The sequence below is a fragment of the Verrucomicrobium sp. BvORR034 genome (genome assembly GCF_000739635.1).
Lineage (GTDB): Bacteria > Verrucomicrobiota > Verrucomicrobiia > Verrucomicrobiales > Verrucomicrobiaceae > Verrucomicrobium.
On sequence record NZ_BATQ01000030.1, the window covers coordinates 1 to 26303 of the forward strand.

16 protein-coding genes are annotated in these 26303 nt (G+C 61.3%); 8 read left to right on the forward strand and 8 right to left on the reverse strand.

Annotation, left to right across the window (positions count from 1 at the left end; translation table 11 throughout):
* Together BV034_RS05310 and BV034_RS05315 are read right to left on the reverse strand one after the other, a co-directional pair.
* On the reverse strand, positions 1–755 hold a 755-nt coding region (locus BV034_RS05310), incomplete at its 3' end, for a FecR domain-containing protein (protein WP_265592654.1).
* A gap of 9 nt (positions 756–764) precedes the next feature.
* Positions 765–1349: a sigma-70 family RNA polymerase sigma factor gene (locus tag BV034_RS05315; protein WP_050024877.1), complete on the reverse strand. Its 585-nt coding sequence runs from the start codon at positions 1347–1349 to the stop codon at positions 765–767.
* A gap of 344 nt (positions 1350–1693) precedes the next feature.
* Between BV034_RS05315 and vccA the strand changes: the two genes are divergently transcribed.
* From vccA to vccD, 4 genes are read left to right on the forward strand one after another with little or no spacing between them, the layout of a single operon-like run.
* Entirely contained in the window at positions 1694–5731 is a 4038-nt protein-coding gene (gene vccA, locus BV034_RS05320; RefSeq protein WP_050024879.1) for a Verru_Chthon cassette protein A, read from the forward strand.
* On the forward strand, positions 5728–6249 hold the full coding sequence (gene vccB, locus BV034_RS05325) for a Verru_Chthon cassette protein B (RefSeq protein WP_050024881.1): 522 nt from the start codon (positions 5728–5730) through the stop codon (positions 6247–6249). Before vccA ends, vccB begins: the two co-directional genes overlap by 4 nt.
* 9 nt (positions 6250–6258) lie before the next feature.
* Positions 6259–7401, forward strand: a complete 1143-nt coding sequence (gene vccC / locus BV034_RS05330) for a Verru_Chthon cassette protein C (protein WP_050024883.1) — start codon at positions 6259–6261, stop codon at positions 7399–7401.
* The gene (vccD, locus tag BV034_RS05335) at positions 7398–8033 is read left to right on the forward strand and encodes a Verru_Chthon cassette protein D (RefSeq protein ID WP_050024884.1); all 636 of its coding nucleotides are present in this window, start codon (positions 7398–7400) and stop codon (positions 8031–8033) included. Before vccC ends, vccD begins: the two co-directional genes overlap by 4 nt.
* Positions 8034–9059: 1026 nt before the next feature.
* Here the strand turns inward: vccD and BV034_RS05340 are convergent.
* The 4 genes from BV034_RS05340 to BV034_RS05355 form a co-directional block, all read right to left on the reverse strand.
* Positions 9060–10394 (reverse strand): ABC transporter permease, encoded by a 1335-nt coding sequence (locus tag BV034_RS05340; RefSeq protein ID WP_050024886.1) that lies wholly within the window; start codon positions 10392–10394, stop codon positions 9060–9062.
* Positions 10395–10445: 51 nt separating this feature from the next.
* Positions 10446–11258 (reverse strand): ABC transporter ATP-binding protein, encoded by an 813-nt coding sequence (locus BV034_RS05345; RefSeq protein ID WP_050024888.1) that lies wholly within the window; start codon positions 11256–11258, stop codon positions 10446–10448.
* A gap of 89 nt (positions 11259–11347) precedes the next feature.
* Complete coding sequence (locus BV034_RS05350) at positions 11348–13225, reverse strand: HlyD family efflux transporter periplasmic adaptor subunit (RefSeq protein WP_050024890.1); 1878 nt, start codon at positions 13223–13225, stop codon at positions 11348–11350.
* Positions 13218–15071: a TolC family protein gene (locus tag BV034_RS05355; RefSeq protein ID WP_050024891.1), complete on the reverse strand. Its 1854-nt coding sequence runs from the start codon at positions 15069–15071 to the stop codon at positions 13218–13220. The genes BV034_RS05350 and BV034_RS05355 overlap by 8 nt, the downstream gene beginning before the upstream one ends.
* 153 nt (positions 15072–15224) lie before the next feature.
* On the opposite strand from BV034_RS05355, the gene BV034_RS05360 reads away from it, so the two are divergent.
* From BV034_RS05360 to BV034_RS05375, 4 genes are all read left to right on the forward strand, one after another.
* A complete protein-coding gene (locus BV034_RS05360) occupies positions 15225–15884 on the forward strand; it encodes a sigma-70 family RNA polymerase sigma factor (protein ID WP_050024893.1) in 660 nt (219 codons plus the stop codon).
* A 492-nt stretch (positions 15885–16376) separates the two neighbouring features.
* Positions 16377–17093 (forward strand): type II secretion system protein, encoded by a 717-nt coding sequence (locus BV034_RS05365; RefSeq protein ID WP_050024895.1) that lies wholly within the window; start codon positions 16377–16379, stop codon positions 17091–17093.
* A gap of 147 nt (positions 17094–17240) precedes the next feature.
* The gene (locus BV034_RS05370; protein ID WP_265592655.1) at positions 17241–17900 is read left to right on the forward strand and encodes an N-acetylmuramoyl-L-alanine amidase; all 660 of its coding nucleotides are present in this window, start codon (positions 17241–17243) and stop codon (positions 17898–17900) included.
* 623 nt (positions 17901–18523) lie between these two features.
* Complete coding sequence (locus BV034_RS05375; protein ID WP_050024897.1) at positions 18524–20032, forward strand: bifunctional ADP-dependent NAD(P)H-hydrate dehydratase/NAD(P)H-hydrate epimerase; 1509 nt, start codon at positions 18524–18526, stop codon at positions 20030–20032.
* 470 nt (positions 20033–20502) lie between these two features.
* On the opposite strand, the gene BV034_RS05380 is transcribed toward BV034_RS05375, so the two are convergent.
* Both BV034_RS05380 and BV034_RS05385 read right to left on the reverse strand, forming a co-directional pair.
* Positions 20503–20811 carry an SEL1-like repeat protein gene (locus BV034_RS05380; protein WP_050024899.1) on the reverse strand — a complete coding sequence of 103 codons (309 nt, stop codon included), beginning with the start codon at positions 20809–20811 and terminating at the stop codon, positions 20503–20505.
* A gap of 24 nt (positions 20812–20835) precedes the next feature.
* Positions 20836–26283, reverse strand: a complete 5448-nt coding sequence (locus BV034_RS05385; protein ID WP_050024900.1) for an RHS repeat-associated core domain-containing protein — start codon at positions 26281–26283, stop codon at positions 20836–20838.
* Between the last annotated feature and the right edge of the window lie 20 nt (positions 26284–26303).

Sequence of the window (26303 nt, forward strand, 5' to 3'; positions counted from 1 at the left end):
GGGGATTGCTTGGGCACCGTGGCCTCCACCATGCCTTCCAGCACGTGCACTTCCATCTTCCGGGTGGTGCGGTTCAGATCCACGCAGAACTCGGTGCCGCGGTCCACGACCTTGCCATACGGTGTTAACACCGTGAACCCGTGGGCGGAGGAGGGGCAGCGCACGGTGACGCGGCCGGAGTGCAGGTAGGCGGTGAGCCCGTCGCGGAGCTCCACGTCGAACGGGGCCTCCAGCACCATGCGGGCGCCGCTGCTGAAGCCGAGCTCCAGAAGCCCGGCGCTGGCCTGCAGGCGGGTGCCGCGGGCCAGTCCGGTCGAGTGCGTGGACGGCGGGGCACCAGCCCAGGTGAGGGCCTCGGAGCGGGTATAGGAAACGGCAGGCTTGCTGTTCTCCAAGGCCAGCCACCCCGCGCTGCCCAGCAGGGCCAGGGCGGCGGCGACCGCGCCCAGCTTGCGGAGGCGTTTCCCCCACAGCCAGCTGCGTGCTTTCTCGGCGGCCCGCCAGGCGACTTCGATCGATTGATCTGTGGTGCCCGTGCCATCTTCAAGTCGCAGCACCACTTCCTTCGCGGCCAGCATCCCGCGGGGATCACCCAGCGCCAGCGGCAGGAGGCGCTCCACGGCCATCACCTTGGTGAGGGCTTCCCGGGCTTCATGACTCTCCCGGCACAGCACAAGCAGCTGGGCGCCCTCCTCTTGCGAGAGCGTTCCATCCGCGGCCCGGGAGGCCAGCTGTTGCCATTGCATCGTGTTCATCAATTCAAACTAAATTTCGCCTGTCCTAGGAATTTCCCTTAGTTTCGCCTCAATGCAATCCCCCAGTACCACGCGCAGCCGATGGAGCTGCATGGAGACGGCGGAGACTTTTCGTTGCAGTTGATGTGCCAGATCTTCCAGCGACATGCAATCTGTGTAGCGGGCCTGCAAAAGCCGCTGTGACGGCCCCTCGAGATTCTCCAGACAATCGCGGAGGGCTTCCAGGGTGGTGCCTTCGCCACCGCTCTCGAACCGCTGGGCCAGTTCGGCATCCAGCAGTTCTTGCAGCTCTTCATTGAGGCCGATGGGCAGCGCCCGGAATTTCCGCCGATGATTGGCCAGCAGATTCATGGCAATGCCGCGGAGCCAGGGGCCGAGCGGCCGGCCGGGATCGCATTCGTCCAGCTTGCGGAATGCGGTCACAAAGACTTCCTGCGCCAGATCTTCCGCATCATGAGAACTGCTGGAGCGCACGGCCAGAAAGGCCCGCACGCCGGCGTGATGCTTTTGCACGAGCGTCGCAAACGCCGCCAGATCACGGCCTTGCGCGGCCCGGATCAAGCGGGATTCGATGTCGGCTTCGTTGCTGGACATGGGTGTTTAAAGAAGGACTGCCAATGGAGGATTGTTCTCACCTCGTCAGAACATCACAAGGAGCTCAGAAAAAATTTCTTCAACCTTTTGTGCTGTCACTGCTTCGTCAAGACAACTCCTCATTTGAAGGACCCTGAGTTGAATGCCCGCCAGTGACCCCGGAGGCCGGTCGATCGCTCTGAAGTCTTCCCACAATTTCTAGTTGCCAGATGGCACAAATGAAAATGGGATGGACACTTCACTGTAAATTCATTATACATACAATGTAATTACGAATAAATGCTGGCTAGAAGGAAGAGGCTCACTGAAGCCACCTCCAGCGCTCTTTTGCTCCTCACTCCGATATGAAATCATTTCCGAATCTGTTGAAAGCCACCCGGGCGAAAATGCAGACCTCTGGCGTCGCGCTGGTCCTGGTGCTCAGCAGCCTCGTAATGGTCTCGCTCCTTGTGCTGGTGTTCCTTTCCACTGCCAGGACGGAGCAGCAGTCCTCGGCGGCCTTTGCGGACAGCACGCAGGTGCGCAATCTGGCGGAAGTACCGATCAATCTTGCGGTGGGGCAGCTCCGGAAGGCGACGGAGCAGTTGGGAGGCCAGAGGACCTGGGCCTCGCAGCCGGGGATGATTCGAGTGTTCGGCGTGGAGGATGACGGCTCGGGCTTCCGGTCGAAGGCGACTGCCCTCTACAAGTTGTACTCTGATGACACGATGGTGGTGGCCAAAGCCGGGGCGACTCCTACGACGGGTGGCCTGACGCCAGCCGAAGTGAAGGGGGCTCTGGAATCTGATGTGAGCGATCTGGTGGACTGGAACACAAAGGCCGGGCTGTACGTGGATCTGAACGAACCGGTGCCGGTGACGAGTGCGACAAGCACCACACCGGAGTGGGAGTTCCCGATTGTGGACCCGCGGGCGATGCAACCTGAGGCCGGTGGTCAAACCCTGGCTGTAGATGGATTTTCCTATGCTGCCAACGGAGTGCCGGGGGCGATTCTCCCTACGAGCCGGACAGATGCCAATGCCCGCCTGCCCCTGCCGGTGAAATGGCTGTACATTCTGCAAGATGGCTCGATCGCCCCTCCCACGGGAGTGGCCTCGGGCAAGGTGACGTTTGGCGCCGCGGCACCTACTGCGCTGAACCCCATTGTGGGCCGGGTGGCCTTCTGGACGGATGATGAAACCAGCAAGGTCAACATCAACACTGCTCTGGAAGGGGTGCCGTGGGAAACGCCTCATACCACCTCGCCCCGCGATGTGAGCTACGCCAAGTACATGCCGGCGCGCAACGAGTTCAGCCGGTACCCGGGTCACCCTGCGCAGACCTCTTTGAGCACGGTGTTTCAGGCCTTTGGTCCGAGTTTCATCATCTCACCGAGCCTTGCGCCAGCAACGCTGGCGGAGCGGATGGCGAATTTGCACAGGATCAGCCCCCGCTACGCCTGGGGTGGCACGCTCGCGGGCACGACGAAAGCGACGACGGCCATCCTGGAGAACAAGACGGACCGCCTCTATGCGACGCTGGATGAGCTGGTGTATGACCGCAACCGGGCGCTCAACGCGGCAGGTGAACTTGATGGTCGTGATCTGGCCATCGGAAAGTTCTTCCTCACGACGAACAGCCGTTCACCTGAGCTGACGCCCTTCAACAAGCCCAAGGTGGGCCTCTGGCCTGTGTCGCAAAACACCAAGGAGCGCAATGAGATGGACCGCCTCATGGTCATGCTCATGAGCGGTGGGGTGGAGGGGGGCGGCTCCCGGACGGAAGGATGGATGATCCAGCGGCGGGAGAATGCCAAGGTGATTGACGGCATTGTGGGCTCCGGCCACACCACCTGGCAGGACTTCTACAAAGGGGGGAGAAACGAGTCGGTATTTGGAAACTACCTCGTGATGGCGCTCGGTAAAAAAGCCGTGGGCAAGAAGCAGTTGTTTCCGGGATTTGGCGGGGGGCCGTCGGGGCTCAGCTTTGACGACAATGCGAAGTACGGAGAAGCCAGGCGTGACCAGATCCTGACAGAGATGCTCGACCTGACCCGCTGGGGCGTGAACACGGAAAACACGACGGGCAAGGATGCCAAGGAGCACTACAAGTACCTGCCGCCCCACCAGGATCCCACAAACAACCCGAGCCGGCGTGCGGAATCGTCCGCAGCACCTCTGATCGTGCGCAGCACCGGGGAGTTTGCTGGTTTCAACTCAAGCGTCTCCACCTCCTATATGCAGAACACGAAGGGCTTCGGTCGATTCCCCACGATCTCGGAGGCCACCTTTGTGTTTCAGAAAACGCAAACCAACAAATTCCGGGCCTTCTTCCTCATTGAACCCTTTGTGCCGAGCTGCGGCCCGCCGGCCTTTACTGCCAACTACCGTTACCGGGTGCTTTTCAACCCGGTTGGCGACTCTTTTACGGTCAAAAGCCCCAGCGGGGTCGTGACTTCGCTGGGTCTGCCAGTGCCGGCAAATGCTGCAAAGCCGGATGCGACGTTCGATGAGATCCGGAACAACTGGCCCGTGAGCATGGTCAACTTCCCCACAGACATCCTTTTTGTCAAAAGCAAGGTCAATGCTGACGGAGGCAATACGACCCCGTTCGCCGGCATGATGTCGCAGTTCAAACAAGCCATGTGGCAGCAGAACAATCTCGCTCCTGATGCGGTGCCGCTGGGTAAAACCGGCAACAACAACACCCCTGGCAACTGGAGCCTGAACAACCATGCTGCGCACGCCAATTTTTACCCCTTTTACGGTGCAGAAATAACCCATACGTCAGCGCAGACAGAGTTTGAGTTCTCCGGCGGCGAGGTGGTGATCGCCATGTACCTTGGCTGGACAGGCGAGGACAAGCATCTCCCCACGCAGCGCATCCACATACGGTTTCCCAAGTGCACGCTGCCGATCCCGACCAACACGGTCATGACTCTCGCCACGAGGTTCTCCACCCAGGCACCTGAAGACATGCGGGATGTCATCATTCTTCCCAATGAAGTTTCCCGTTCCGTGGAGATCAATCCTGCCGGTCCGGCCAAGGGGGATCTGCGTGTGAACACAGCCCTGGCGGTTGTGCCTGAAGATTACTTTGCCCCCTCGCCCGGATACTTTGACAAAACGATTAAACAGAATCACGGACTGCGGGACGGGGCCTGGATGACGGAGCCTCAGATTGGCGGCAAGACCACCCGTGAGACCGCTGGCAATCTGCTCAAAGGAGTGAACTACCCGGACCATGCCATCCCGGCGGTGACCCGCGGTGTGGACGGTGCCTTCAACAAGGATGGACGTCCCGGGGACTGGGATACAGGCATCGGTGGTGTGGAAGACGGGCCGTACGTCAACAAGCCTGACGAGGGGACGGGGGCTCTGCCTCTAGGGGGCTACTTCAGCCGTGGGGGCAAGTTCGCCTCGGAAGATGGCACCACCTTCTCCCCCAACCGGATGATTTCCTCTGCCGTGGCCTTTGGCTCCCTGCCGACGGGGATTGCCATACAAAGCCCGGCTGCGACCAACCCCTGGCAGACGCTTCTCTTCTGCCCGAACCCGGCGGCTCGCACGACCCCGGCCGGGACGGAGCCTAGTGCTGCAGATCACCTGGGCTTTGCCACGCCGCGGGATCACCTGTTGCTGGACCTCTTCTACATGCCGGTGATCGAGCCTTACGCGATCAGCGACAGCTTCTCCACCGCGGGCAAGATCAACATGAACTACCAGATGATGCCCTTCACCTATGTGGAGCGCAGCACGGGCATGCATGCGGCGCTCAAGAGCACGCGGATCACGGCGATCCCGGTGTCTGAGGTCAACCGGTACAAAGCTCCCGTGAATGTGGTCAACGAGACTCCAGGAAACAACCTGGAGTTCCGCTACACCGTGAACACGACGGCCACGCTTTCCGGCATCAAGCAGCGCTTCACCAACTGGGACGTCTACCGCTCCCCATCGGAAATCTGCGAGATCTTCCTCGTGCCGCAGCGGATCCCGGGGGGCGACTACGGGAGCGCCACGGTGCCGCCAACCACGTATGAGGCCATGAATGAATGGTGGAATGGCAGCGCCAATACGGCTGATGCGATGGATCTCACCGGAGACAATCTGCGCGAGGCCCCCTACGGCCAGCTCTACCCCCGCCTGGCCACCCAGTCCAACACCTACACCGTGCACTACAGAGTGCAGACGCTCAAGAAGGCCCGCAGCTCAGATGCCGCCGGCTGGGAGGAGGGCAAGGATGCCGTCACTGCCGAGTATCGCGGGTCCGCGATGCTGGAGCGTTACCTCGATCCCAATGAGAAGGAACTGGGGGCTGTCGGACTCGGCGGCGACCTGTTCGTCAACTCCTGGGACGCCTTCTTCCGCTTCCGCGTGATTCAAAACAAACAGTTCGCCCGATGATGAGAACCACCCATCCCCTCCTCAACCAACTGGCCCGGTGCAAAGGTTTTTCCCTTGCTGAAGTGACGCTTGCCGTGGGCATCACCTCCGTGGGCATGCTGGCTCTCATCGGTCTCATTCCTGGCGGTCTTGACTCCATGCGCCAGTCCTCCAGCAAGGTGGCGGAGGCGAAGATCCTCCAGGCGGTGTCTGCGGACTACCAGATGGGCGACTGGGGCAGCCGCACCAGCGGGCAGAAGCTGGCCGACAAGGACTACTACTTTGACGAGCGGGGTGTGGAGGTGCCGGCAAGTGATCCCTGGCGGCACTACACGGCCCGCGCCACCGTGGACACGAACTTTGTCACCCTGCAGGGAGAGGCGAGCGCGGGGAACAAGTACCTGCGCCGCTTGCAGATCAAGGTGACCGACCGTCAGAACATTGAGCAGGCGTTCACGAACGCGACGCAGCACCGGGCTTACGGCAGCACCGTGGCCCTGATGGAGCAGACCAACAGCGACACCGCGATCCGCAAATAGACCAAGATCATGTCCCGACTCATCCGCAGCCGTTCCCGCGCCGGGTTCACCCTGGTGGAGATGCTCGTCAGCATGGCCGTTCTGGCCCTGCTGATGGTGATCATCATGGAGATGATCAACCGCACGCAGCAGACCGTCACCCGCCAGCAGGCGCGGGCGGAGGAGTTCAAGGAAGCACGCGCCGCCATGGATGCCATCTCACGGTCGCTCTCCGGCACGGTGATCAACTCCTACTGGGCCTACGGGGACTCCAGCGTGGGCGGGAAGGTGAACTACACCCGCCAGTCTGACGGGCACTTCGTGGCCGGACCCGCCACCATCTTGCGTGGCAAGGATCAGAACTCGCCCGGGCATGCGATGTTCTTCCAGTCCTCCGACGGGCAGACGAGGCTGGGCAATTCCACGACGGGCCTGGGGGATCCCTACAATCTGATCACCTGCATGGGCTACTATGTGGACTATCAAAGCGACGAGAACCTCAGGCCCGATTTCCTCGCGAAGGACAAGATCCTCAACCCCGAGCGCTCCCGGTTCCGCCTGATGGAGCTGCGACTGCCGCCGGAGAAGAACATCCTCTACTCCACGAGCCTGAACATCAACGGTACCGGCGTCACACGCGAAAATGCCTTCAAGTGGTTCCGTGGCCCGTTTACAGACAACACCACCACCTTGCAGAACTCCACGGTGCTGGCTGAGAACATCCTGGCACTCATCCTGGTGCCGCGCTATGTGGCGGTCACGACCACCGGCTCCACCGGCGAGAGCTCGACGGGCGGCAACCAGGAGAACACGCTGAGCAACACCAAGCCGGCTGCGGACTACTACTACGACAGCAGGGAGTCTCAATGGGGCGCGACGGCCACGGAGAAGTCGCGGAACACCGCGCACCAGCTGCCTCCGGTGGTGCAGGTGACCCTGGTGGCGGCGGAGGAGCGCTCCTACGCAGAGCTGGAAATCCGCATGGGGGAGAAGGCGCTGGCTGAGGCGGTCAATGCGGCCTTTGCCAACAAGTTCACCACGCAAAGCCAGTTCACGGCTGACATGAATGCCGTGGAGGAGGCGCTCAGTGTGCTGAAACTTAAACACCGGGTTTTCACCACCAATGTCGCCATCCGTGGCTCCAAGTGGATCGTTGAAGAACGCAGTCTATGAAATCACTTTTTCCTATTGCTTCTGCCTCCAGGACGACGCGTGGATTCACGCTGATCGAACTGCTGGTTGTCATGACCGTGATGGGGCTGCTGCTGGCCATGAGCGGTGCCGCCTTCCAGGGATCGCTGCAGACACAGACGCTGGGGGCCGCCGCGAGACAGCTCGCGGCAGACCTGGATTATGCGGCGCTGCTCGCGCGCAAGGAGAACCGCCCGGTGGAGATCCTTTTCTTCAAGTTCGTGCCCGCCGATGATCCTTCTGCGGCCAACGCGATCCGGGCCTATCAGTTCGGCGTGCTGGACGGCTTCACGGACACCGGCGCGCCCAAGTACCGTTTTCTCATCGAACCCAAGCGAATGCCCTCCGGGGTGGCGTTCTCCACGGAGACGGCCTACACCTCCCTGATGAGCCAGACGGCGAAGACGCCGCAGGCCGGGCAGCTGGGGGGCGTGACGGAGACCTACACGTACTACTCCTACCAGATCCGCCCGAACGGCAGCACCACGCTGGATGTGACGTTGAAGCATCCCATCACGCTGATGTTTGACAAGGATCTCTCTGGGAATGCCCTGCCGCCTGACTTCCGGACGGTGCTGGTGAATCCAGTGAACGCGCGGACGAAGGTGTATTGAGGTAGGGGGGCGGAATGGAGTGATGGAAGGGAGAACCACTTATGTTCACTGATGGAACACCAATGATGATGGTGATGGATTGAGGTTGAGATTGAGTTTAGACGGAATTTACAGAATTGGGAAAGGGAACGGGTGATCGGGGGTGAGGAAATAAATGGGTGTGGGGTTTGGTGGTCTTGAGCGTGCCGGACCGCCTAAAGGCGGAACTCCAACCCTGCCTCGAACGCTGTGGTGTATTTTGGGGACGCCTCGCCCCTGATGATGTGAAATCTCGAGCAGCGAGATGGACGTCAATACGCTCTTCAATATCCGAGCCGTGGTTGGAGTTCCGCCTTTAGGCGGGTCAATCGGCATCGTGCCCACGACGCGCTTCCCCGCCCCTGAATGACGCCGGGCCTGCAGAGGCGTGGAGGGGAGCAAGGATGAGGAAGGGAATTGCGAGCCTGAACCTTCTCCACCTGGCCCCGCGTGCGGGGCTATGGAGTGCGGCGTGAAGCGCCGCTTTGTCCTGCCGGACGGATGGGGCAGGATGATGAGGGGGGTCGGGTCTACGGCTGGCTGGACATGTAGTGCCCTGCTCGCCTCGCGAGGTTCGAGGAAGCGGATGGGGGCCGCGAAAGCGGCGGTTCCCGCGCGCACTCCAAAGACGCTTCGCGTCCAGGTGGCGTGAGATGATTCTTTAAAGTCCGACCAGCGGGCTTGCGGAGTCGGAGGGACGTTCGACTGAATGCCTTCCGCAGGAACACGTCTATGTACAAAGGGGTGGCGCCCCCCCCCTCCGGCGACTGGGCCGATTGGGACCACCGGGCTGCTCCGGCTTGGGGTGAAGAGACTGCGATCTAAGAAATACAGCCGACTGAAGTCGGTACTCCAACCCGGCCTGCGGATGTGGCTCTGTAGGTTGTCACCTAAACCCTAATTCCGTAAATTCCGTAAATTCTGTTAATTCTGTCCAAAAATGTATTCCTCTGTGCTCTCTGCGCCTCTGTGGTTAAACCTGCCTCTCTCTTCGTCCCTCAACTCCGCCTACTCATGCCGCAGGGCTTCCACGGGGTTCATCTTGGCGGCGCGCATGGCGGGGTAGATGCCGAAGGCGATGCCGGTGATGACGGAGATGGAGAAGGCGAGGGTGGGGGCCCAGGCTTTGATGACGGTGGTGACGCCGGCGAAGTGGCTGATGGCGATGGGGATGCCGAGGCCAAGGATGACGCCGATGACGCCGCCGGCACCGGCGAGGAGGACGGTCTCGATGAGGAACTGGAGGACGATGTCAGTCTGCCTCGCGCCGAGGGCGCGGCGGATGCCGATCTCACGGGTGCGCTCGGTGACGCTGGCGAGCATGATGTTCATGATGCCGATGCCGCCGACGAGGAGGGAGATGGCGGCGATGCTGCCGAGCACGATGCTGAAGATGCGCTTGGTGCGCTCGGCCTGGCGGAGGAGCTCGATGGGGACGGTGACGCGGTAGTCCTCGTTCGGGTGGTTCCTGGCGAGGAGGTGGCGGATAGCGTCGGCCCGGGTGACGACGGCGTTCACGTCATTCACGCGGACGATGGCGTCGTGGAACTCGACCTTCTCGGCCTCGAAGCTGCCGCTGCGGAAGCGGAAGAAGGTGTCGCCGTACTGGTCCATCAGCGTGTAGAACGGGATGATGAGCTGGGCGAGGCTGTTGCTGTTGGAGGATTTGTTGTTGCCGCCGGAGCTCTCCCCGGTGGAGCGCTGGCTTTCATCCTCGATGATGCCGAGCACACGGTAGTAGAAGCCGCGGACGCGGATGGACTTGCCGACCGGGGAGGCGAGAGGAAACAACCGGGCGGCGGTGGTCTGGTTGATGACGCAGACGGGGAGGCGCTCGTTCTGCTCGAGCTCTGAGAAGAAGCGGCCGGCGAGCATGCGGCGGTTGCGCATCTGCGGGTAGATGGGGAGGGCGCCGACGATGCTGGCATCGACATTGAGCGACTCGTTCCAGAGGTACTCGCTGATGATGCGGCTGGGGACGACGACGGAGACGCCGGGGATGGTCTGGCGGATCTGGTCGATGTCCCGGGTGGTGAGGCCGTACTCGATGACCATGCTGCGGGTCTGCTGCGCGGGGCCCTGGTTGTCGGAAGGTTTGACGCTCTCCAGGATGATGTTCTGCGAGCCGAGCTTGCGGATCTGCTCCTGGGCCTCATGGCTGGCCCCCTCGCCAATGGCGAGCATGGCGACCACGGAGGCAACGCCGAAGACGACGCCCAGGGCGGTGAGCATGGAGCGGAGCTTGTGGAGCCAGATGCTCTTGGACCCCAGCACGATGGACCGCCACATGTGCTGGGGGGACACGGCGAGCCTGAGGATGGGATGGGCGGCGAGGGAGAACATCGGGGCCGGGGAGAGGGCGTCTGGAGCCTGGAGTTGGGCTTGAGCTTGGTGCTAGGAAAGAACGGGCTGGTGCACGAGGGCGGCGGCGACCCCCTCAGCGGTGTGGTCTGGTGCGCTGGAGTCTGCGGCGTGGGGGCGGACGGAGGTGCCGGTGATGCCGGTGTAGCGGTCGGCGGCGGCCCCGCGTTCATCGCGGTCCACCTCGCCGTCCTTCAGGCGGATGACGCGGGTGCAGCGGCCGACCATGCGCTCATCATGGGTGACGAAGACCATGGTCTTGCCGGCCTTGTTGAGGTCGTCAAAGATGCCGAGGATCTCCTGGCCGGACTTGGAGTCGAGGTTGCCGGTGGCTTCATCCGCGAGGATGACGAGGGGGTCATTGGCGAGGGAGCGGGCGATGGCGACGCGCTGCTGCTGGCCGCCGCTGAGCTCGGTGGGGCGGTGGTGGAGCCGGTGGCTGAGACCGACCTGGGAGGCGAGGCGGATGGCGATCTCCCGGCTCTCCTGCTCGGGCACGCCCTTGTAGTAGAGGGGCACCTCGATGTTCTCCAGCACGGTAAGCTGCTGGATGAGGTTGTAGCTCTGGAAGATGAAGCCGAGGTTCCGGCAGCGGGCCTTGGAGAGGTCGTCATCATTGAGGCAGGCGACGTCCTCCCCACCGAGGAAATAATGGCCGCTGGAGGGCTGGTCCAGGCAGCCGAGCACGTTGAGCAGGGTGGACTTCCCGCACCCGGAGGGGCCCATGATGCAGACGTACTCCCCGGGGTAGATGGTGAGGCTGACGCCCTGGAGCACCTGCGAGACCGTGTCGCCCATCTGGTAGGATTTGCGGATGTCGCGGAGTTCGATGATGGGCTGCGTCATGATGCGGAAGGGGAGGCCGCCTCCCGGAGCCGGGGATGGGGAGGCGGGGTGGATTGCGACCGGGGCCGGGCCGGGTCGCGGCGGGGAAGTTATTTCAAAGCCAGCCCTTTTTTCTCGGGGGCGGGGGTCTTTTCCTTGGGCTTCTTGGTGGCCGGGGAGGTGGGGAGTGCGGTGGGGTTGCTCTCCAGGACCTGGCGCTTGGGGATGGCGAGGGCGACCTGCTCGCCGAGGTTCAGCCCGCCCTTGATCTCGATGAACTGGTCGTTGAAGGAGCCGGTCTCCACCTCGCGGCGCTCCAAGGTGCCGCCGGTGTTCACGTAGGTGAAGTAGTGGTCGTTCTCCACCTCGATGCTCTGCACGGGCACGTAGAGGATGTCATCAAGCTGGTTCACGATGATCTCCACCTTGGCGTTCATGCCGGGCTTGAGCCAGTCATGCGTGCCATCGATGTGGACGACGGCGGGATAGACCTTGAGGTTCGGGGTGTAACGGGAGCTGCCGGAGTCCGGCAGGACGGCGAGCTCGGCAACCACGCCCTCCAGGGTGCGGCCCTGCTCGGCATCCACGGTGACGCGGCAGTGCTGGCCGATGCGGACCTTCTTGAGCTGGGATTCGTGAATGTTCACGGACACGCCCATGCGGGACATGTTGGGGATGGTGAGCAGGGTCTGGCGGAAGCGGACGCCGGCGCCCTCCTCAATGACGTCGTTGCTGCGGATGCCGTTGTTTCCTGTATGCGAGCCGTAGGCGACGAGGCCGGGGACGGGGGCCTTGATGACGCAGGCCTTGAGCTGGCGGTCGAGCTCCTCCTTGCGGGAGAGCTCCACCTCATAGCGGCGCTTGGCGGTGCGGAACTTCGTCTCCACCTGGGCCATGCGGGAGCGGTTGGCGCGCAGGGTGCGCTGGAGCTTCTTGAGCGCCTCCTGGTAGGCGGAGAGGGCGACCTCGGCCTGCTTGGGGAACTCGTACTTCTTGAAGAGGTCGAGCTGGGTCTCGGCGGTCTGCACGGCGAGCTTGGTCTTCTCGAAGTTCACCTGGTCGTTCTCCAGGGTGGTCTTGGTGATGAACTCTTTGGCGGCGAGGCGCTCACTGGCCTCGACGTTCTGCTTGGCCAGGGCGAGCTCGCTCTTGTGCAGGAGGAGCTCGTTGCTGAGCTGGCGGAGCTTCTGCTCGGCCTCGCCATCGCCCATCTCGGTCTGGTTGAGGAAGGTGAGGAAGTCGAGGGGCTTGACGGCCTCTTCATCCGGGGCGGCGGCTCCCAGGGCGGAGGGCGCGGCAGCATCGGCGACCTCCTGGGAGGCCTTGAGGGGGTCCACCTTGCCTTCTTTTTCTGCGAGGGGGTCTTCGTCGGCCTTGTCGGCCTTTTCTGCGTCCAGCTCGAGGTTCAGGGTGCGGCGTTTCTCGGCATTGAGCTTGCCGATGTAGAACTCCAGCGCCTCCAGATCGTGAGGGAGCTTCCGGGTCTTCAGCACGGTCTGGGCGTTGCCCTTGCCCATGTAGCGCTCGAAGTCCATGAGGGCGAAACGCATGGCCTGCTCCGCATCGCGGGCGAGGCTCTGGTTGTCGCTCGTCTGGATGGCGCGCTGCTCGTCCGCTTCGATGAAGGTGGAGACGGTGGTCTGGAACTCGATCTCGTGGTTGGTGATCTTGTCTTTGAGGTCGGCGCTGTCGAGCTCGATGAGCACCTTGCCGTCCTTCACGTCCTTGTCATTGATGCGGTAGCCTTCCGGGATGAGGCTGAGGATCTTGGTGGGGAGCTCGATCTCGGACTTCACTTCGAAGTTCTGCAAGGCACGAATCTCCCCGCCCTGGAGGACGTTGATCTGGATGGTGCCTTTTTGCACCGGGATGAGCGGGATGTCTGCGCCTGTGGTATCGCCACGGCCGACGATGAACCACACACAGAGGGCGACGGCCAGGGTGGCCATGCCTATGATACCGGTTTTGCTGCGAATCAGTTTAATCATCACCAGCCACCTCCGCTTCGTTTTTTAGTACGCGAATCCATGAACCGTCTTTCTTGATATAGAGGACTCCCATGTCTTTCCACAGGCGAAGCCGGGAGAGAGTGTGGGCGATGAGGGCGGAGGTGAGGTCATCTTTGGCCTCAATAAGGTCTTGCTGGGCGTCGATGAGGTCACGCGCGGTACCGCGGCCGAGAGTGCGGAGGAGTTCTTCCTCCTCGAGCCGGCGCTGGCTGAGGGCGACGCCGGTGGCGGCGATCTCATATTGCTTCCGGGCGGTATCGAGGTCGCGCCAGTCGGCGCGCAGGGCGAGGCGGACGTTTTCCTCGGCAATGTCGAGCTGCCGGGCGGCGCGCTGCTGGGCCACGAGGGCGGAGCGGTAGGCGTTGCGGTCGGCTTTCTTGTCCAGACGCAGGTCGAGATCGAGCCCGCCGCTGAGCTGGTGGCGGTCGAAGTTGAGGTTGATCTTGCGGCTGCCGGGGTCGCTGTCCACCTGGTAGCGGCCGTTGAAGTCAAGCTGGGGCAGGAGGTCCTGGCCGGCGACCTTGATCTTGCGGTCGCTGTCCTCAAGGGAGTTGCGGGAGTTGTAGAGGTCCAGCCGGGTGACGAGGGCGGTCTCGAGGCTGTCGTCCACGGAGAGCTCGGGCTCTTCCAGGGCGAGCTTGGTGAGCTCCTGGTCCTCCAGGATGACGGGGGTGCTCACGGGGATGGCGAGGGCGATCTTGAGGTCATCCAGCAGGCTCTCATACGTGCGGACGGAGGAGATCCAGATGCGCTTGTAGCGGAGGGAGGCCTGCTCAATGAGGCCGAGCTGGGAGGAGGTGCGGCGGTCTTCCTTGGCCAGGGCGCGCTCGCTGGTGAGGATGGTCTCGAATGCCTTGTAGGCGAGGTAGGCGTTCCGTGCGGCGTCGCGGGCCTCAAGCGTGCGGTAGTAGCGGGAGGAGATATCGACGGCGAAGGTCTTCCGGTACTGGGTGAAGTCGCGGATGGCGTAGAGGAGGTCGCGCTCGGCCTGGGTGAGGGTCTCCATGGTGGCCCGGTAGCCAGCGCCGCGCAGGAGGGGCTGGCTGAGGGTGACGGCGAGGGAGGAATCGCCAGCGCTGGTCATGTTCCCCGAGAGGAACTTGAGAAAATCCGTGGTGAAATCGGCAGCGATGCGGGCCCCGGTGCGGGTGAGGATGCTGACGCCGACATTCCCCTGGGCGGTGAGAGTGTTGTCGGTGACGAGCGTGGTGATCTGCTTCTCGATGAACTGGGGGACGACCGGGGTGGTGGGAGTCGTCGTGGCAGTGGGGGTGCCAGTGCCAGTGCCAGTAGTGCCTGAGGAGGCGGCTGCGGCTGCGGCTTTGGCCGCGGCGGCCTGGGCCTTGGCATATGCGGGATTGGGCACCTTGACCGTCTGGGTGACGGGCTTTTGGGTGTGGGTGACGTCGGCGCTCCCCACGGCGGTGAAGAGGGGGGTGAACTCGTTCCTGACCAGCGTGAGGTCCAGCGCTTGTAGATACAAGAGCTCCTTCCGGGCCTGGTAGTCGCGGTTGTGTTTCACGGCCAGGCTCAGGGCCTCATGCAGGGGGATGATGCGGCCGTTCTTCTCCACATGGGCGCGATCTCCCAGGAACTCGGCGGTGTCGGTGTTCTTCCGCAACTCCTCCAGGGAGACGGGCGGGGGCGGGGTGATATCCAGCAGGCCAGTGCCGGCATTGGGCACGCCGGCGGACTTGTTCTTGAGGATGCCAAACACCTCCCGGTCCGCGGATTTCCGCATTTGGCCCGGGGTGCAGCACGTCAGGGCCAGGGCGGCCAGGCAGACGCTGGAAGTAGAGATGGAAAGTCGCGAAAAGGGAGCCATGTCACAGAAGCAAACAAGCCGCGCTGCGGGCGGCTTGCCGGGATTTTTGGGGATGAAAACTAACGCCGCCCCGTCCCGACCTCTTTCAGTGGCGAGGGTTTTCGGCAAAGATGCTTTGCCAGTTTCCGGCGGAATGCCTAAGCTGGAGGCCCCATGGCCGAGCCTGTAGACAAAGAGGAGAAGATCAGCAATTCTCCTCAGACGCGAAAGACCTTGATCGAGAAGCTCGACAACTGGTCTGACTGGTCGAGTTGGGATGAATTCTACCGCACGTACTCGGGCTTTGTCTTCCATGTGGCGCGCAAGTCTGGCCTGAGCGATGACGAGGCGAGTGACGTGGTGCAGGAGACCTTTATCGGGGTGGCGAAGAACCTGCAGAAGAAGAAGTTCGACACGAGTCAGGGCTCCTTTAAGAGCTTCCTGCTGAATCAGGCACGCTGGCGTATCCTGGACCAGTTCCGCCGGCGCAAGAAGCAGCAGGACCGGGAGGCGAACATCCACTTTGACGAGGATGAGGAGCGTCGCACGTCCCCGATCGAACGCTGCGCCGACCCCCAGGGGGTGACGCTGGAGAAGCTGTGGGACCGGGAGTGGAAGGACCAGGTGATGGAGATCGCCCTGCGCCGCGTGCGCACCATGGTGTCCCCCCGGCAGTTTCAGATTTTCTCCTGCTACGTGATCAACGGCTGGACGCCGGAGCGGGTGAAAGAGGAGCTGGGGGTGAATGCCGCCCAGGTCTATCTGGCAAAGCACCGCGTGGGCCGCCTGCTGAAGAAGGAAGCGGCGCGGTTGTCGGCCGAGGGACAGAGGTAGTGCCGCAAGCGGCACGTTGAGACGCTGCGCTGGTTGAGGCGCTGCCGCTGGTTGAGGCGCTGCGGCTGGTTGAGGCCGGGCGGAACTGTAGCGCAGATTGGTAATCTGCTGTGCCGCCGAGTGGCACTCGGCAAGGGGGGCGTATTTCCCGCTGGTGAGCCTCTTGGGATCTCCCACCGAAAGCGTCAGCTCCCGCCCCGCAGGCTGAAGCCTGTACTCCGTACAACCTTGCCCCCAACACCTTGACGCACTGCCCACTGCCCACTGACGCACTGGACTGCCGCTCCCATCCACCCCCGACCCTACCTAAGCATTTGGTTTAGAGCGGATTAGGCCCGGGGCATCAGTGTCAAATGGCCATAAACAAATATCTAGGCAGCCCACATCATTTTTGGTCTAATTGCTTTGGAAATTCTCTCTAATAAATAACCAAGGGAGTTTCCTGCAGAGCATAACTGATAACATACCTATATAACAAAAATGAAAATACAGATGCAAAAAGGCCTCAAAAAAGGCTTCACCCTGATCGAGTTGTTGGTCGTGATCACCATCATCGCCATTCTGGCGAGCCTGGCGGTTCCGACCTTCGGCAGAATCCAGGAGCGCGGTAACATCACGAAGGGGATCAGCAACGCCCGTCAGATCATTACGGCGCTGCGTATTTACTCCTCCGACCACAGCGGGAACTATCCTGATGTGTCAACGGGTGCCGCTCCCGCTCCAGGGGATCCGCCAGCAGACAATTCCACCGCCAACGGTGTGTTCCGGGCTCTGTTCACTGAGCAGATCCTTGATTCGGAGCAGATCTTTGGCTGCCCAGTGAGCAGTGTCGGCAACCCCGACGGCAACATCGGTACCTCCCCCAGCTTCACTGAGGCGTTGGGACCGAGGGAAAATCACTGGATGATGACCGGCGGCGCGTCGGACTCCGCATCCGGCAGTGTGCCGTTGGTGTATGAGAATTCGGCTGGCACTTCCGAATGGGATCCCCAGTGGAATGCGAAGGCCGCTGGTACGAATGCTCAGGGTCGCTCCTGGTCCGGTGGTAAGATCATCATCGGCCAGAACGACTCAAGCGTTGCCCTCCAGCAGCTGGAGGATAAGACGAGCCAGTCGACTGCATTGAAGAAGTCGGGCTCAGACAATATGTTCACGCGCTTTGCAGATTCCGGCTTCAAGGTTCTGCCGGTGGAAGGCGCAGGTAATTAATCCGTCTTCGATTATCGCAACTCATAAGAAGCCGCAGACCTCCGGGTCTGCGGCTTTTTTTTCGGGTTGCTACGTCGGAGGATAGGCTCTAAGGAGGGGGCCGCCCACCCCCTGTGTGAAATCCCTCACCAGTTGAGTTCAAGCCGCATGTTTCGCTTCCCTTCGTTCAGCACTTTGAAGACCCTCCCACGGACCAAAGTGTCGGGGAACAAGGGATTGATTGCGGGCCTCTGCGCCGTGTTTTTCCTGGCGACGGGCAGCCTGGCCCAGGCGTTCGACACGGTGATCCTAGATCCCGGCCACGGCGGTCATGATCGAGGAGCCTCCATTGGCTATGTCTTCGAAAAGCATCTGGCGCTGGATACGGCCCGCCGGGTGGAGCAGTTGCTGCGCAAGCAGGGCCTGAAGGTGGTGATGACTCGTAGCACGGATGTCTTCATCCCTCTGGGAGGGCGCTCGGCCATCGGGAACCGGGATGGCAACGCCATCTTCGTGAGCCTGCACTACAACTACAACAAGTCCGGCTCCGGCCACGGCCTGGAGACCTTCTATTGCCACGACCGCAGCTACATGTTGGCCGGGTACATTCAGGCTTATCTCATCCAGGAGACCCGCCTGCAGAACCGCGGGGTGAAGCACGCGAACTTCCACGTCATTCGGGCCACCACGAAGAATCCCGCCGTGCTGGTGGAGTGCGGCTTCGTCAGCAACTCGGCCGAACGCACGGGCATGATGACCGGTCTGTACCGCGAGCGTATCGCCGTGGGCGTGGTGAAGGGGATCCTGGCTTTTAAACAAGCGCGTTGAGCCAAGTGCGTCGGGGTCAGGGGTGTATGGAGATTGGATTGCGGTCGGGCGCTTCGTATCGTAGTGCGTCAGTGGGCAGTGGGCAGTGCGTCAAGGAGTTGGGGGTGAAGTTGTACGGAGTACAGGCTTTAGCCTGGGGGGCTCTGGTGCTCGGCTGGCAACGGACTTGCAATGGGGTGTGACATCCTGACCGCGTAAACGCGGAACTCCAACGCCCTTCGATGTTGCCTGCGGGACGCTGAAGCTCCTCGTTCGCATCGTCGTCGAGACACAAAGGCCTATGCACTCCAAGGAGCGGCGGTTTGTGCTTGCACAACCGCCGTTGGTGGTCGGACGGGAGCCGTTGCCTCATCCATCAGCTCAGGTCTTGCGTCTTGAGTCTTCTCGTCTTGTGTCTCCCGCGTAGCGGGTAAGGTAGCCGGAGGTCGAAGGAGCGTAGCGACTGGCACCTCCGGTGGACAGGAAAGTCGGACCGACCCCGAAGGGGTCGCAGCAAAGGTCATTTTGGTCTATATCTTGATCGGCGCTCCGTCCTATCCTCAACCAGCGTAGCGTCTCAACCAGTCCCGCATGCGGGACGTCTCAATGTGCCGCTTGCGGCACATCTCAACTCCCCCCTTCTCATGATTCTCACTTGTCACCAGATACAGGAGGCCGAGGCCGCCGCCTTCGCCCGGGGCGTGCAGGCTTCGGACCTCATGGATGAAGCGGGCCTGGGCATCGCGGAGGTGATCCTGCAATTTCACCCCAACGGCGGCACGGCGATGCTGTTCCTGGGGAAGGGGAACAACGCGGGTGATGCCCTGGTGACGGCCAAGCACCTCTTGCAGGCGGGGTGGCAGGTGATGGCGTGGTGCGCGTACCCTGTGGAGGACTTTAAGCCGCTCCCGGCCCAACATTGGGCGGATCTGGAGGAGGTGGTGCCCGTGTGCCAGTCCGTGGCGGAGATCGCGCGACGGCAAGGGCGCATCGTGCTGGTCGATGGCCTGGTAGGCATCGGGGCCGCACATGGGCCTCTGCGTGAGCCGCTGGCCGGTGCGGTGCGCGCCATGAACGAGCTGCGCCAGCGCCGGCACGCCTTCACGGTGGCGCTGGATCTGCCCTCGGGGCTCAATCCGGAGACGGGCGTGCCGGAGGAGCCAACGGTGCAGGCGGATCTGACAGTGACCATTGCCTACGTGAAAGCCCCGCTGCTGGCCGATGCCGCCGTGGGTCATGTGGGACGACTGGCGGTGGTGCCTCTGAGGGAGCTGGAGGATGCCAAAGGCGATGCCAGTGAGGAAGTCCTCACCGCCTCCACGCTGCTGCCACGCCTGCCGCGGCGTTCGTTCGATTTCCACAAAGGGCAGGCCGGGCGCGTGGGATTGATCGCGGGTTCGCGAGGCTATCTCGGCGCCGCCATCCTGGCGGCGAAAGGGGTCCTGCGCGGTGGGGCGGGGCTGGTGACGCTCTATGTGAAGGAGGACGTGTATCCCCTGATCGCGGTCAAAGCCCCGGTGGAGGTCATGGTGAAATGCGTGGCCGACTATCACGAGGTGCTGGAGCAGAAGCACGACTGTCTCGGCATCGGCCCAGGCTTGGGGCATGCCAATGAGGTCGAGGTTCTAGAGGTCATCTGCCGGGCTCCATGCCCGGTGGTGCTGGACGCGGATGCGCTCAACATGCTTGCCCGCACCGGATTGGCAGCACTGAATGAACGTCGCGAACCCAGCCTGTTGACTCCTCATCCCGGCGAGATGGCCCGCCTTGTGGAAGCCATGCCCGGCTGGTCTCCCCAAGGTCGCGTCCAGACCGCCCGGGAGTTCGTGGAAAAGTTTCCTGCAACCACCCTCCTGCTCAAAGGCTCCCGCACCGTCATCGCCGCCCAGGATCACCCCACCGCCTACAACACCACCGGGACTCCCGGCATGGCCAGCGGCGGCATGGGCGATGTCCTCACCGGCCTCAGCGCTGCTTTGATCGGGCAGGGGACGGGCGTGTATGACGCCGCTTGCTTGGGCGCGTGGTTGTCAGGCCGCGCGGCGGAGGTAGCGATTGCGTCGGGTGCAGCGTCAGAGGAGACGCTGGTGGCCAGTGATGTTTTGCTGCATCTGGCGGCAGCGTTTGGGGAGGTGAGGGTTAATCCATGCTAGGTGGGTAAGATTGGTCGTCATCAAGCATGCTGGTATGTTTCGCACCCTGCGCAAAGTACCATGGATTTGATGTGGTCTTCGCGACGGCTTCCAGCCCCTCTTCCCAACAAGCGGGATCCATCGTTTGAAAGGATTAGGGAGCCAGGAAGACCTGCAATTTCGTCAGAATGAGTATTTTCGTGGTAGCCTTCAAGGAACTTCAGCATGGATCGATACGCCTGCATGACGTCGAGTTTTTGTTGTTGTTGGTCGACTATTAAAACGTGCGTCAAGGTTTGGGGGCGGCGTCTGGAGCAACATGGCGTGGTCCAATATCCAAGTGGCTGCGGTTGGGGCTATCTCTCGTGAGGATTCCGAAGTCCAGTCAAGCTAGTCCTGGATTCACGATGCGAACCGTCGTCAAGACATGTCGAATTCAGATGGAATCTGAGTCCTCTATTGGGTTTAAGGTCCCGTGCGTAGTTGCAAGCTTACTTGGAGGTTTCGCCTGCTTCCAATGATTTCAAGGTCTCGATGGCCTCTGGATGCCCTTGGTTTGAGGCTTTGGTCAGCCACTTTCGACCAGTGGACGGGTCATTTTCGTAAAAATAGTAGTAGTCAGACAAGCGGTATGCGGCTTGGCCGTTCGTTTCTGTTTTTGCACTTTCTTTCAACACTTCCAGTTCCTGACTCGATAGATAATAGGATTTAACTCCTAGTAGAGACTTGTCCTTCTTGCATGAGTTGCAAGAGAATATCATGAAGGTGAAAAAGCTGATGAAAAAAACAATGCGTTTCATGCGATCTACCAGGTCTGATGATTGCTACGGTAGCGGGGTGGGACGGAATGGATGGTAATTCCCCTTTGGTTCTCCTGGGCCAATCTTTCCATCTTTTTCCACTTTATCTGCAAGGTAGGTGTATCCATTTGGTTTCCACCAAACATAGTTATCAGGTGCATACACTGTTACACCCAAAGCGTCGGCCAACTTTTGACCGAAGTTTTTGCCGAGGTTGTCGCCGCCCGTGTTGCAGGAGGCCAATAGCACGGGACGTTTGCCATCAAATTTTGGATTCTGTTTGATGATTTTGGCGAGGTCCTCTGCGCTGATTTGCTTTTTGTTGTTATCTCTAACGAAATCTTGGTTCCCGTGGATTGCCACCGTAATGAGATCCGGTATGCCATTGCCAGCCTTGTTTGCGCTATCGTAAAGATCCTTCTCTGATGGTGGAATCATGTTTACGTCAACCAGACCGAGCGGATCGATCTTGGCTGTGACATTATTGGTGACGTAGGCGAACAGATTGATGCCTCCTGCTTCTTGGATGGGGTCCTCCGACATCCAGCGACCGAGTTCCGGGTTGTATGCCCGAAATGGCGCGAGTAACAGATCGCTCGCGGTGTGCCGCAAGTGTCCCGTGAAACCCCTCTCAACGTCGGCGGGTCCAGCTGTAACAAGTGTGCGTTCGCCGAATGCTCCGTAGGAAGCTTCGCCCAGTACACCGTCGCTCGTCCTGAACCAGCTATTGGCGCTGCCGAGATGGTCTCTCAGATACACCAGAGACGTGGTTAGCTGCTGTTCGCCCTTGGAGAAATAGTTAGTGGCAAGCGTTCCACTGGTGGTTTCACGTTTTTGAGCCAGGCCGGTTCCGTTCCACAAGTAGCGCCATTGGCTGAGTGTCACCCAAGTGGTGCCGTTGTGTTCTCTCTCAACCTGCTGTACCCGCCGGCCGAACCCATCGTAGGAAAACTCACTCCTCTTAACGCCCGGCGCAGGGGTTGCGGCAGACTGTGTTGCGATCAATTTATTCTCAGGATCCCACTCGAGTGTCCGCGTCACCGTGCCCGCCCCGTCGCGCTGCTCCACCACATTGCCATTGGCATCGTAGTCGAGTTCCTGGTCTGCTCCTGCAGAAACGGTCACGGTATAGTTGTTGGTCTTGACGTTACTGTTGGCATCTGTGGCTTCCACTGAGATTGCGTTGCTTCCCGCCGCCATGCTCACTTCCTTCTGGAACTGCCAGGGGCCGGACGGCCCCAGCTTGGTGACGGTTGCTGCGCTCCCGTTGACCTTCACTTGGGAGGCCTCGTCGGTCGTACCTTCTACCGTCGTCTTGCCTGGCCCGCCCAAAGTGGCCAGTTGGTTGCGGCCTTCTATCGTGCGGATCTGCAGAGTCCCCGAACCAACTGCCGGAAGGTTCACCGTGGAGTCGATGTTGCCCGCGGGATCATAATGCCAGGCCTGCTTCTTTTGAGGCGTGCCATCAAGGCTCTCCTCCAACTCGCTGAGCTGGTTGGCCTGATCATGTCGCAGAGCCCAGGAGGTTACGTTGGCGCTCGCATTCGTGCGATCCCAACTCTTGATGTTGCCAGCCAGCTCATAAGTGTAGTCATGCTTCTGCACGGTGCTGGTTCCTTGCCGGTGGTGGATCGTTTGCAACCTGAGGGCGTTGGCTCCGGCATTGGCGGCATAGCGACTGTAGAGGGTGTTGAACCCGCCGGGCAGGTCCACCTGGTCGGGCAGGTCGGTCAGGTTTCCGGCGTTGAAGGTGCTGGTGAAAGTGCCCAGGTTGTTAACCAGTTGGGAGATGCGGCCCAGGCTGTCATGAGTTGTTTCCTCGGATCTGGTAACCGTGACGCCGTCATCGGCGACAATCTCGTTTTTTGTGAGACGTCCCTTCCAGTCATAGGTGTAACGCAGCGTGTCGTTGGCCCAGGGGCCATTGGCTGTTGCCAGTTTTCCACCACCGTTCACGGTGCCGCTGAAGGGCACGTAGGCGTAGTTTGTGGTGCCGAATTGATCGGTCATGGAAGTGGACCGATTCACAAAGTCCGCTGCACCCAGGGTGATATCGACCAAGGTGGCATTCGTATAGTCTTTTTTCTGGAGCCTGCCATCCAGATGATGACGGAGAGTAAAAGTGCTGGTGGCTTCGAGCACGTCCTTTGGATAGGCCACCGTAGCTGGACGGCCGCTCAATGGCTGGTAGGTGTAGAGATACTTGTTGCCATCCGACAGGAGCTTTTCGACCAGCCGCCCTTGGGCGTCGGTTTTCCAGGTGGTGACTTTACCCATGGGGTCGATGAGCTTGCTCAGACTGCCGCACTTGCACCAGTCATACTGGGTAAGGCGCAGCAGTGGGTCGAGCTCCATGAGGAGTTGACGATGCTGGTTGTAGCGCATGCGTGTCCACCGACCTGCCCGGTCCTTGCTGGCCCAGAGGCTCAGGGTTTGTTTGGCCCCATCCGTAAAGACCACCTGCTCCGTGGTGGAGTCGGGGTGAGTGACCAGGGTGACCCGGTCCAGGCTGTCATAGTCGTAGGTGAGGGTGTAGCCCTCCGAGTTGGTGAGGGTCCGAACGCGTTTGGTGCTGTCGTAGGTGAGGCTCTGAAGGGTGACGAACGCCAGTGGATTAGACGGTGATGTTTGCTCGGTCCTGATCAGATAACCATAGGCATCGGCGGTGCCGTCCAGGTTGGCATCATAGATGTACTTGGTGGTCTCAGTGTTTCCACCTTTCGACACTGTCTTCTCGGTGACTTGTCCCTTGTCATTGTAGCTGTACTGCACCTGAAGGCCTGACGCATCCGTCATGATCTCGGGCAGATGGGCAGGTTGTCCTGCGATGGTCTTGTACTGGGAGATGGTGAGCAGCGTCTCCCAACTGGCCCCGTTCTTGACCTTCATGTATTGAACGTCCTGGTTGTTGGGGTAGTACTCATACTTCACTTCCCGGCCCATGGCGTCCACATTGTTGGTAGGCAGACCCAGGTCGTTGAAACTGGCTTGCTCCATGCTCCAAACGGTGGTGCCGGTCGTGCTTTCCACGGCTCTGACGACCTTGGAAGGCTCGCTTACGTCCCCCACGGCATGGGAGGAGGTCTGGTTGGGATAGTTGAACCAGACTCTTCCTTCCAGTGGTTGCTTGATGCTGCCGATCACGCCGGTGATGGTGTCACTGGTGCTGGTGAGCCAGTTGTAGATGAGACACTTGCTGTAATCCCCCGGCCAGTTCTTCATCTGCTGGCGGTTCCAGTGGAAGGTGTTGCGGTAAAACAGGTTGTCGTTCTTGGGCAGGAAGGGGACGCTCGTCCCGTTGACATTGACGCTGCTGGGGGCCTGTGGGCTGGCTACGTAGTTGTCGGGCAGGGCGAGGTCATTGCGCTCCACGCGTTCGCGGTCTCCCGCGGCGTCTTTGGACTCGATCCAGCGTCCGGTCTCGCTGTTGATGCCGGGCATCTCCCCGTGGCTGAACTCGGTGGGGCCATAAGGGGTGGTGACACGGTTGATGAAGTCCCCGGTGCCATAGCTGAACTGGGAGATGATGCCGATGGGATCGATGATCCTCTCAAGCTGGCCGGTGGCGGTGTACTTGAACTTGGCGAAGCGGGAGAACGGATCGGTGACCTTGCGGATCTTCGTGGTGTCACCGCTGACGTTGTCTCCCACGTCTGGGGTGTAGCTGATCGTGGTGGCCTGGCCCAGGGCGTCAAGGAGGGTGGTCAGGCGCAGGGAGCCGTCATACTGGAGGGTGAGGGTGTTGCCGACCCTGTCGATGATCTGGGTGAGCAGGTACTTGGTGGGGGTGACGGCATCGGCCTGTTTGAAGAGCCGCTTGGAGCCGTCGGAGAAGGTGAGCTGGTAGCCCGGGCCGCCGAGGCCTGCGGTGAGGTAGGTGAGCTGGGGGCGCTCCTTGTACTTCTGGGCGTAGGAGGAGGTGGAGGTGTTGTAGGTGTATTGGAAATAACTGCCGTCGCCCTGGACCCACTTGACCTGGGTGTTGGGGGTGCCGGTGCCGCTGAGGGTCACGCCCTCCTGGTAGGAGTGGGTCCAGCGGGGGCCGAGGTTGCCGGTCACCTGGAGGTCGCCGATGACGGTGCTGCGCTGGTCATAGGTGACCTTGAAGCTGACGGCCGGGCCATAGGGCGGGGTGTGCACGACGGGAGTGTCGGTGACGAACAGGCCCGGGTTCATGGCGTTGAAGCTGTAGGTGGCCATGGGGCCGGGATCCTGCGGGGGGCAGGTCTCGCACTTGGGCATGGGACCCTCCGGATCGGTGGCGTGGACGCAGTGGCGGCCAAAGACGGTCTTGGCCTCTTCATCGCCCACATCGACATACCCGGCGGGCAGGGCGGTGGTGGCGGGCACGAGGAAATAGCCGCTCATCTGCTGCTCCAGAGCCTGGGGTGGCACCCAGCTGTCATAGAAGAGGTGCTCGTCGGTGAGGCGGTACTTGCCCTCGAGCGTCTCGGTGAGGGCGGAGTAGTGGTTGAACTTGAAGTGGATGACGGAGGGGGCGATGATGGTGCGGCCGCTGGTGCGCTTGATGACCTTGAGGGTGCCGCCCCCTTCATGGCTGTGAGCCTTGAGCTCGAAGGCGGAGAGGCCGTCTTTGATGAAAATGGCCTTCTCGTTGTCATCATGCACATCGGGGAAGATGGGACGTTCACCCAGGGGGACGCAGATGGCATTGGCGGCGGTGAAGCCGCAGAAGACGTTGCGCTCAGCCTTGTGATCGAGGAACCAGAGGACTTCACGGGCGCGGATGAGGGCATCGGCAGCATAACCACCTAGGGGCAGGGTTTTGGCCTCTTCAATCAAGGGGCGCAGTTCGTCCTTTTGCCCCATGAGGGAGCGGCGTTGGAGGAGGCGGCCGAGGGCCATCTCGGCGAGGCGGCGGTCGTCGATGTCAGTGAACTGTTTGCCCTGGTCCCAGGCCTGCTGGAGGGTGGCGAGGCCGTCTATGAAGAAGCCGTGACGCCATTCGATCTCGGCGGCTTCGAGGAGGAGGGAGGTGGCGTAGCCGCTGTCAGGATGGGCGGCGAGGAAGGCCTTGATGCGGCCAGCGGCCTGGAAGTCCTGGAAGCTTCTGGCGGCGACGTGGCTCTGGAGGAGGCTAGAGAAGAGCTTGCGTTCAGTTTCGCCGGCCTGCTTGCGCTGGGTGGCGCGCAACGGGGTGGAGAAGACCTTGGCCTGGGCGATGTCTGTTTGGGATAGAACCTTGCCCTGGGGGAGGTCGAGGACGGGGGCGGAGGCGGGAGCGGCTTTGTTAAGGATGATGTCCCTGGCGCTGAGGACGGGGGCGGGTGGCACCCAGTCTTCTTTGAAGGTGTCGGGCAAGTCGCTGTAACGTTTGATCTCGAGAGGCGGCGGAGCGTCTGATCCACCGCAACAGTTCTGCACAACGTCTTGCGGGAGCAGCACCATGGGCTGAAGTGTCAAGAGGATGGCTGACGTGGTGCGAAAGAAAATGGACTGGGGGGCAAGCATGGGGATTGCGAGATAGAGGG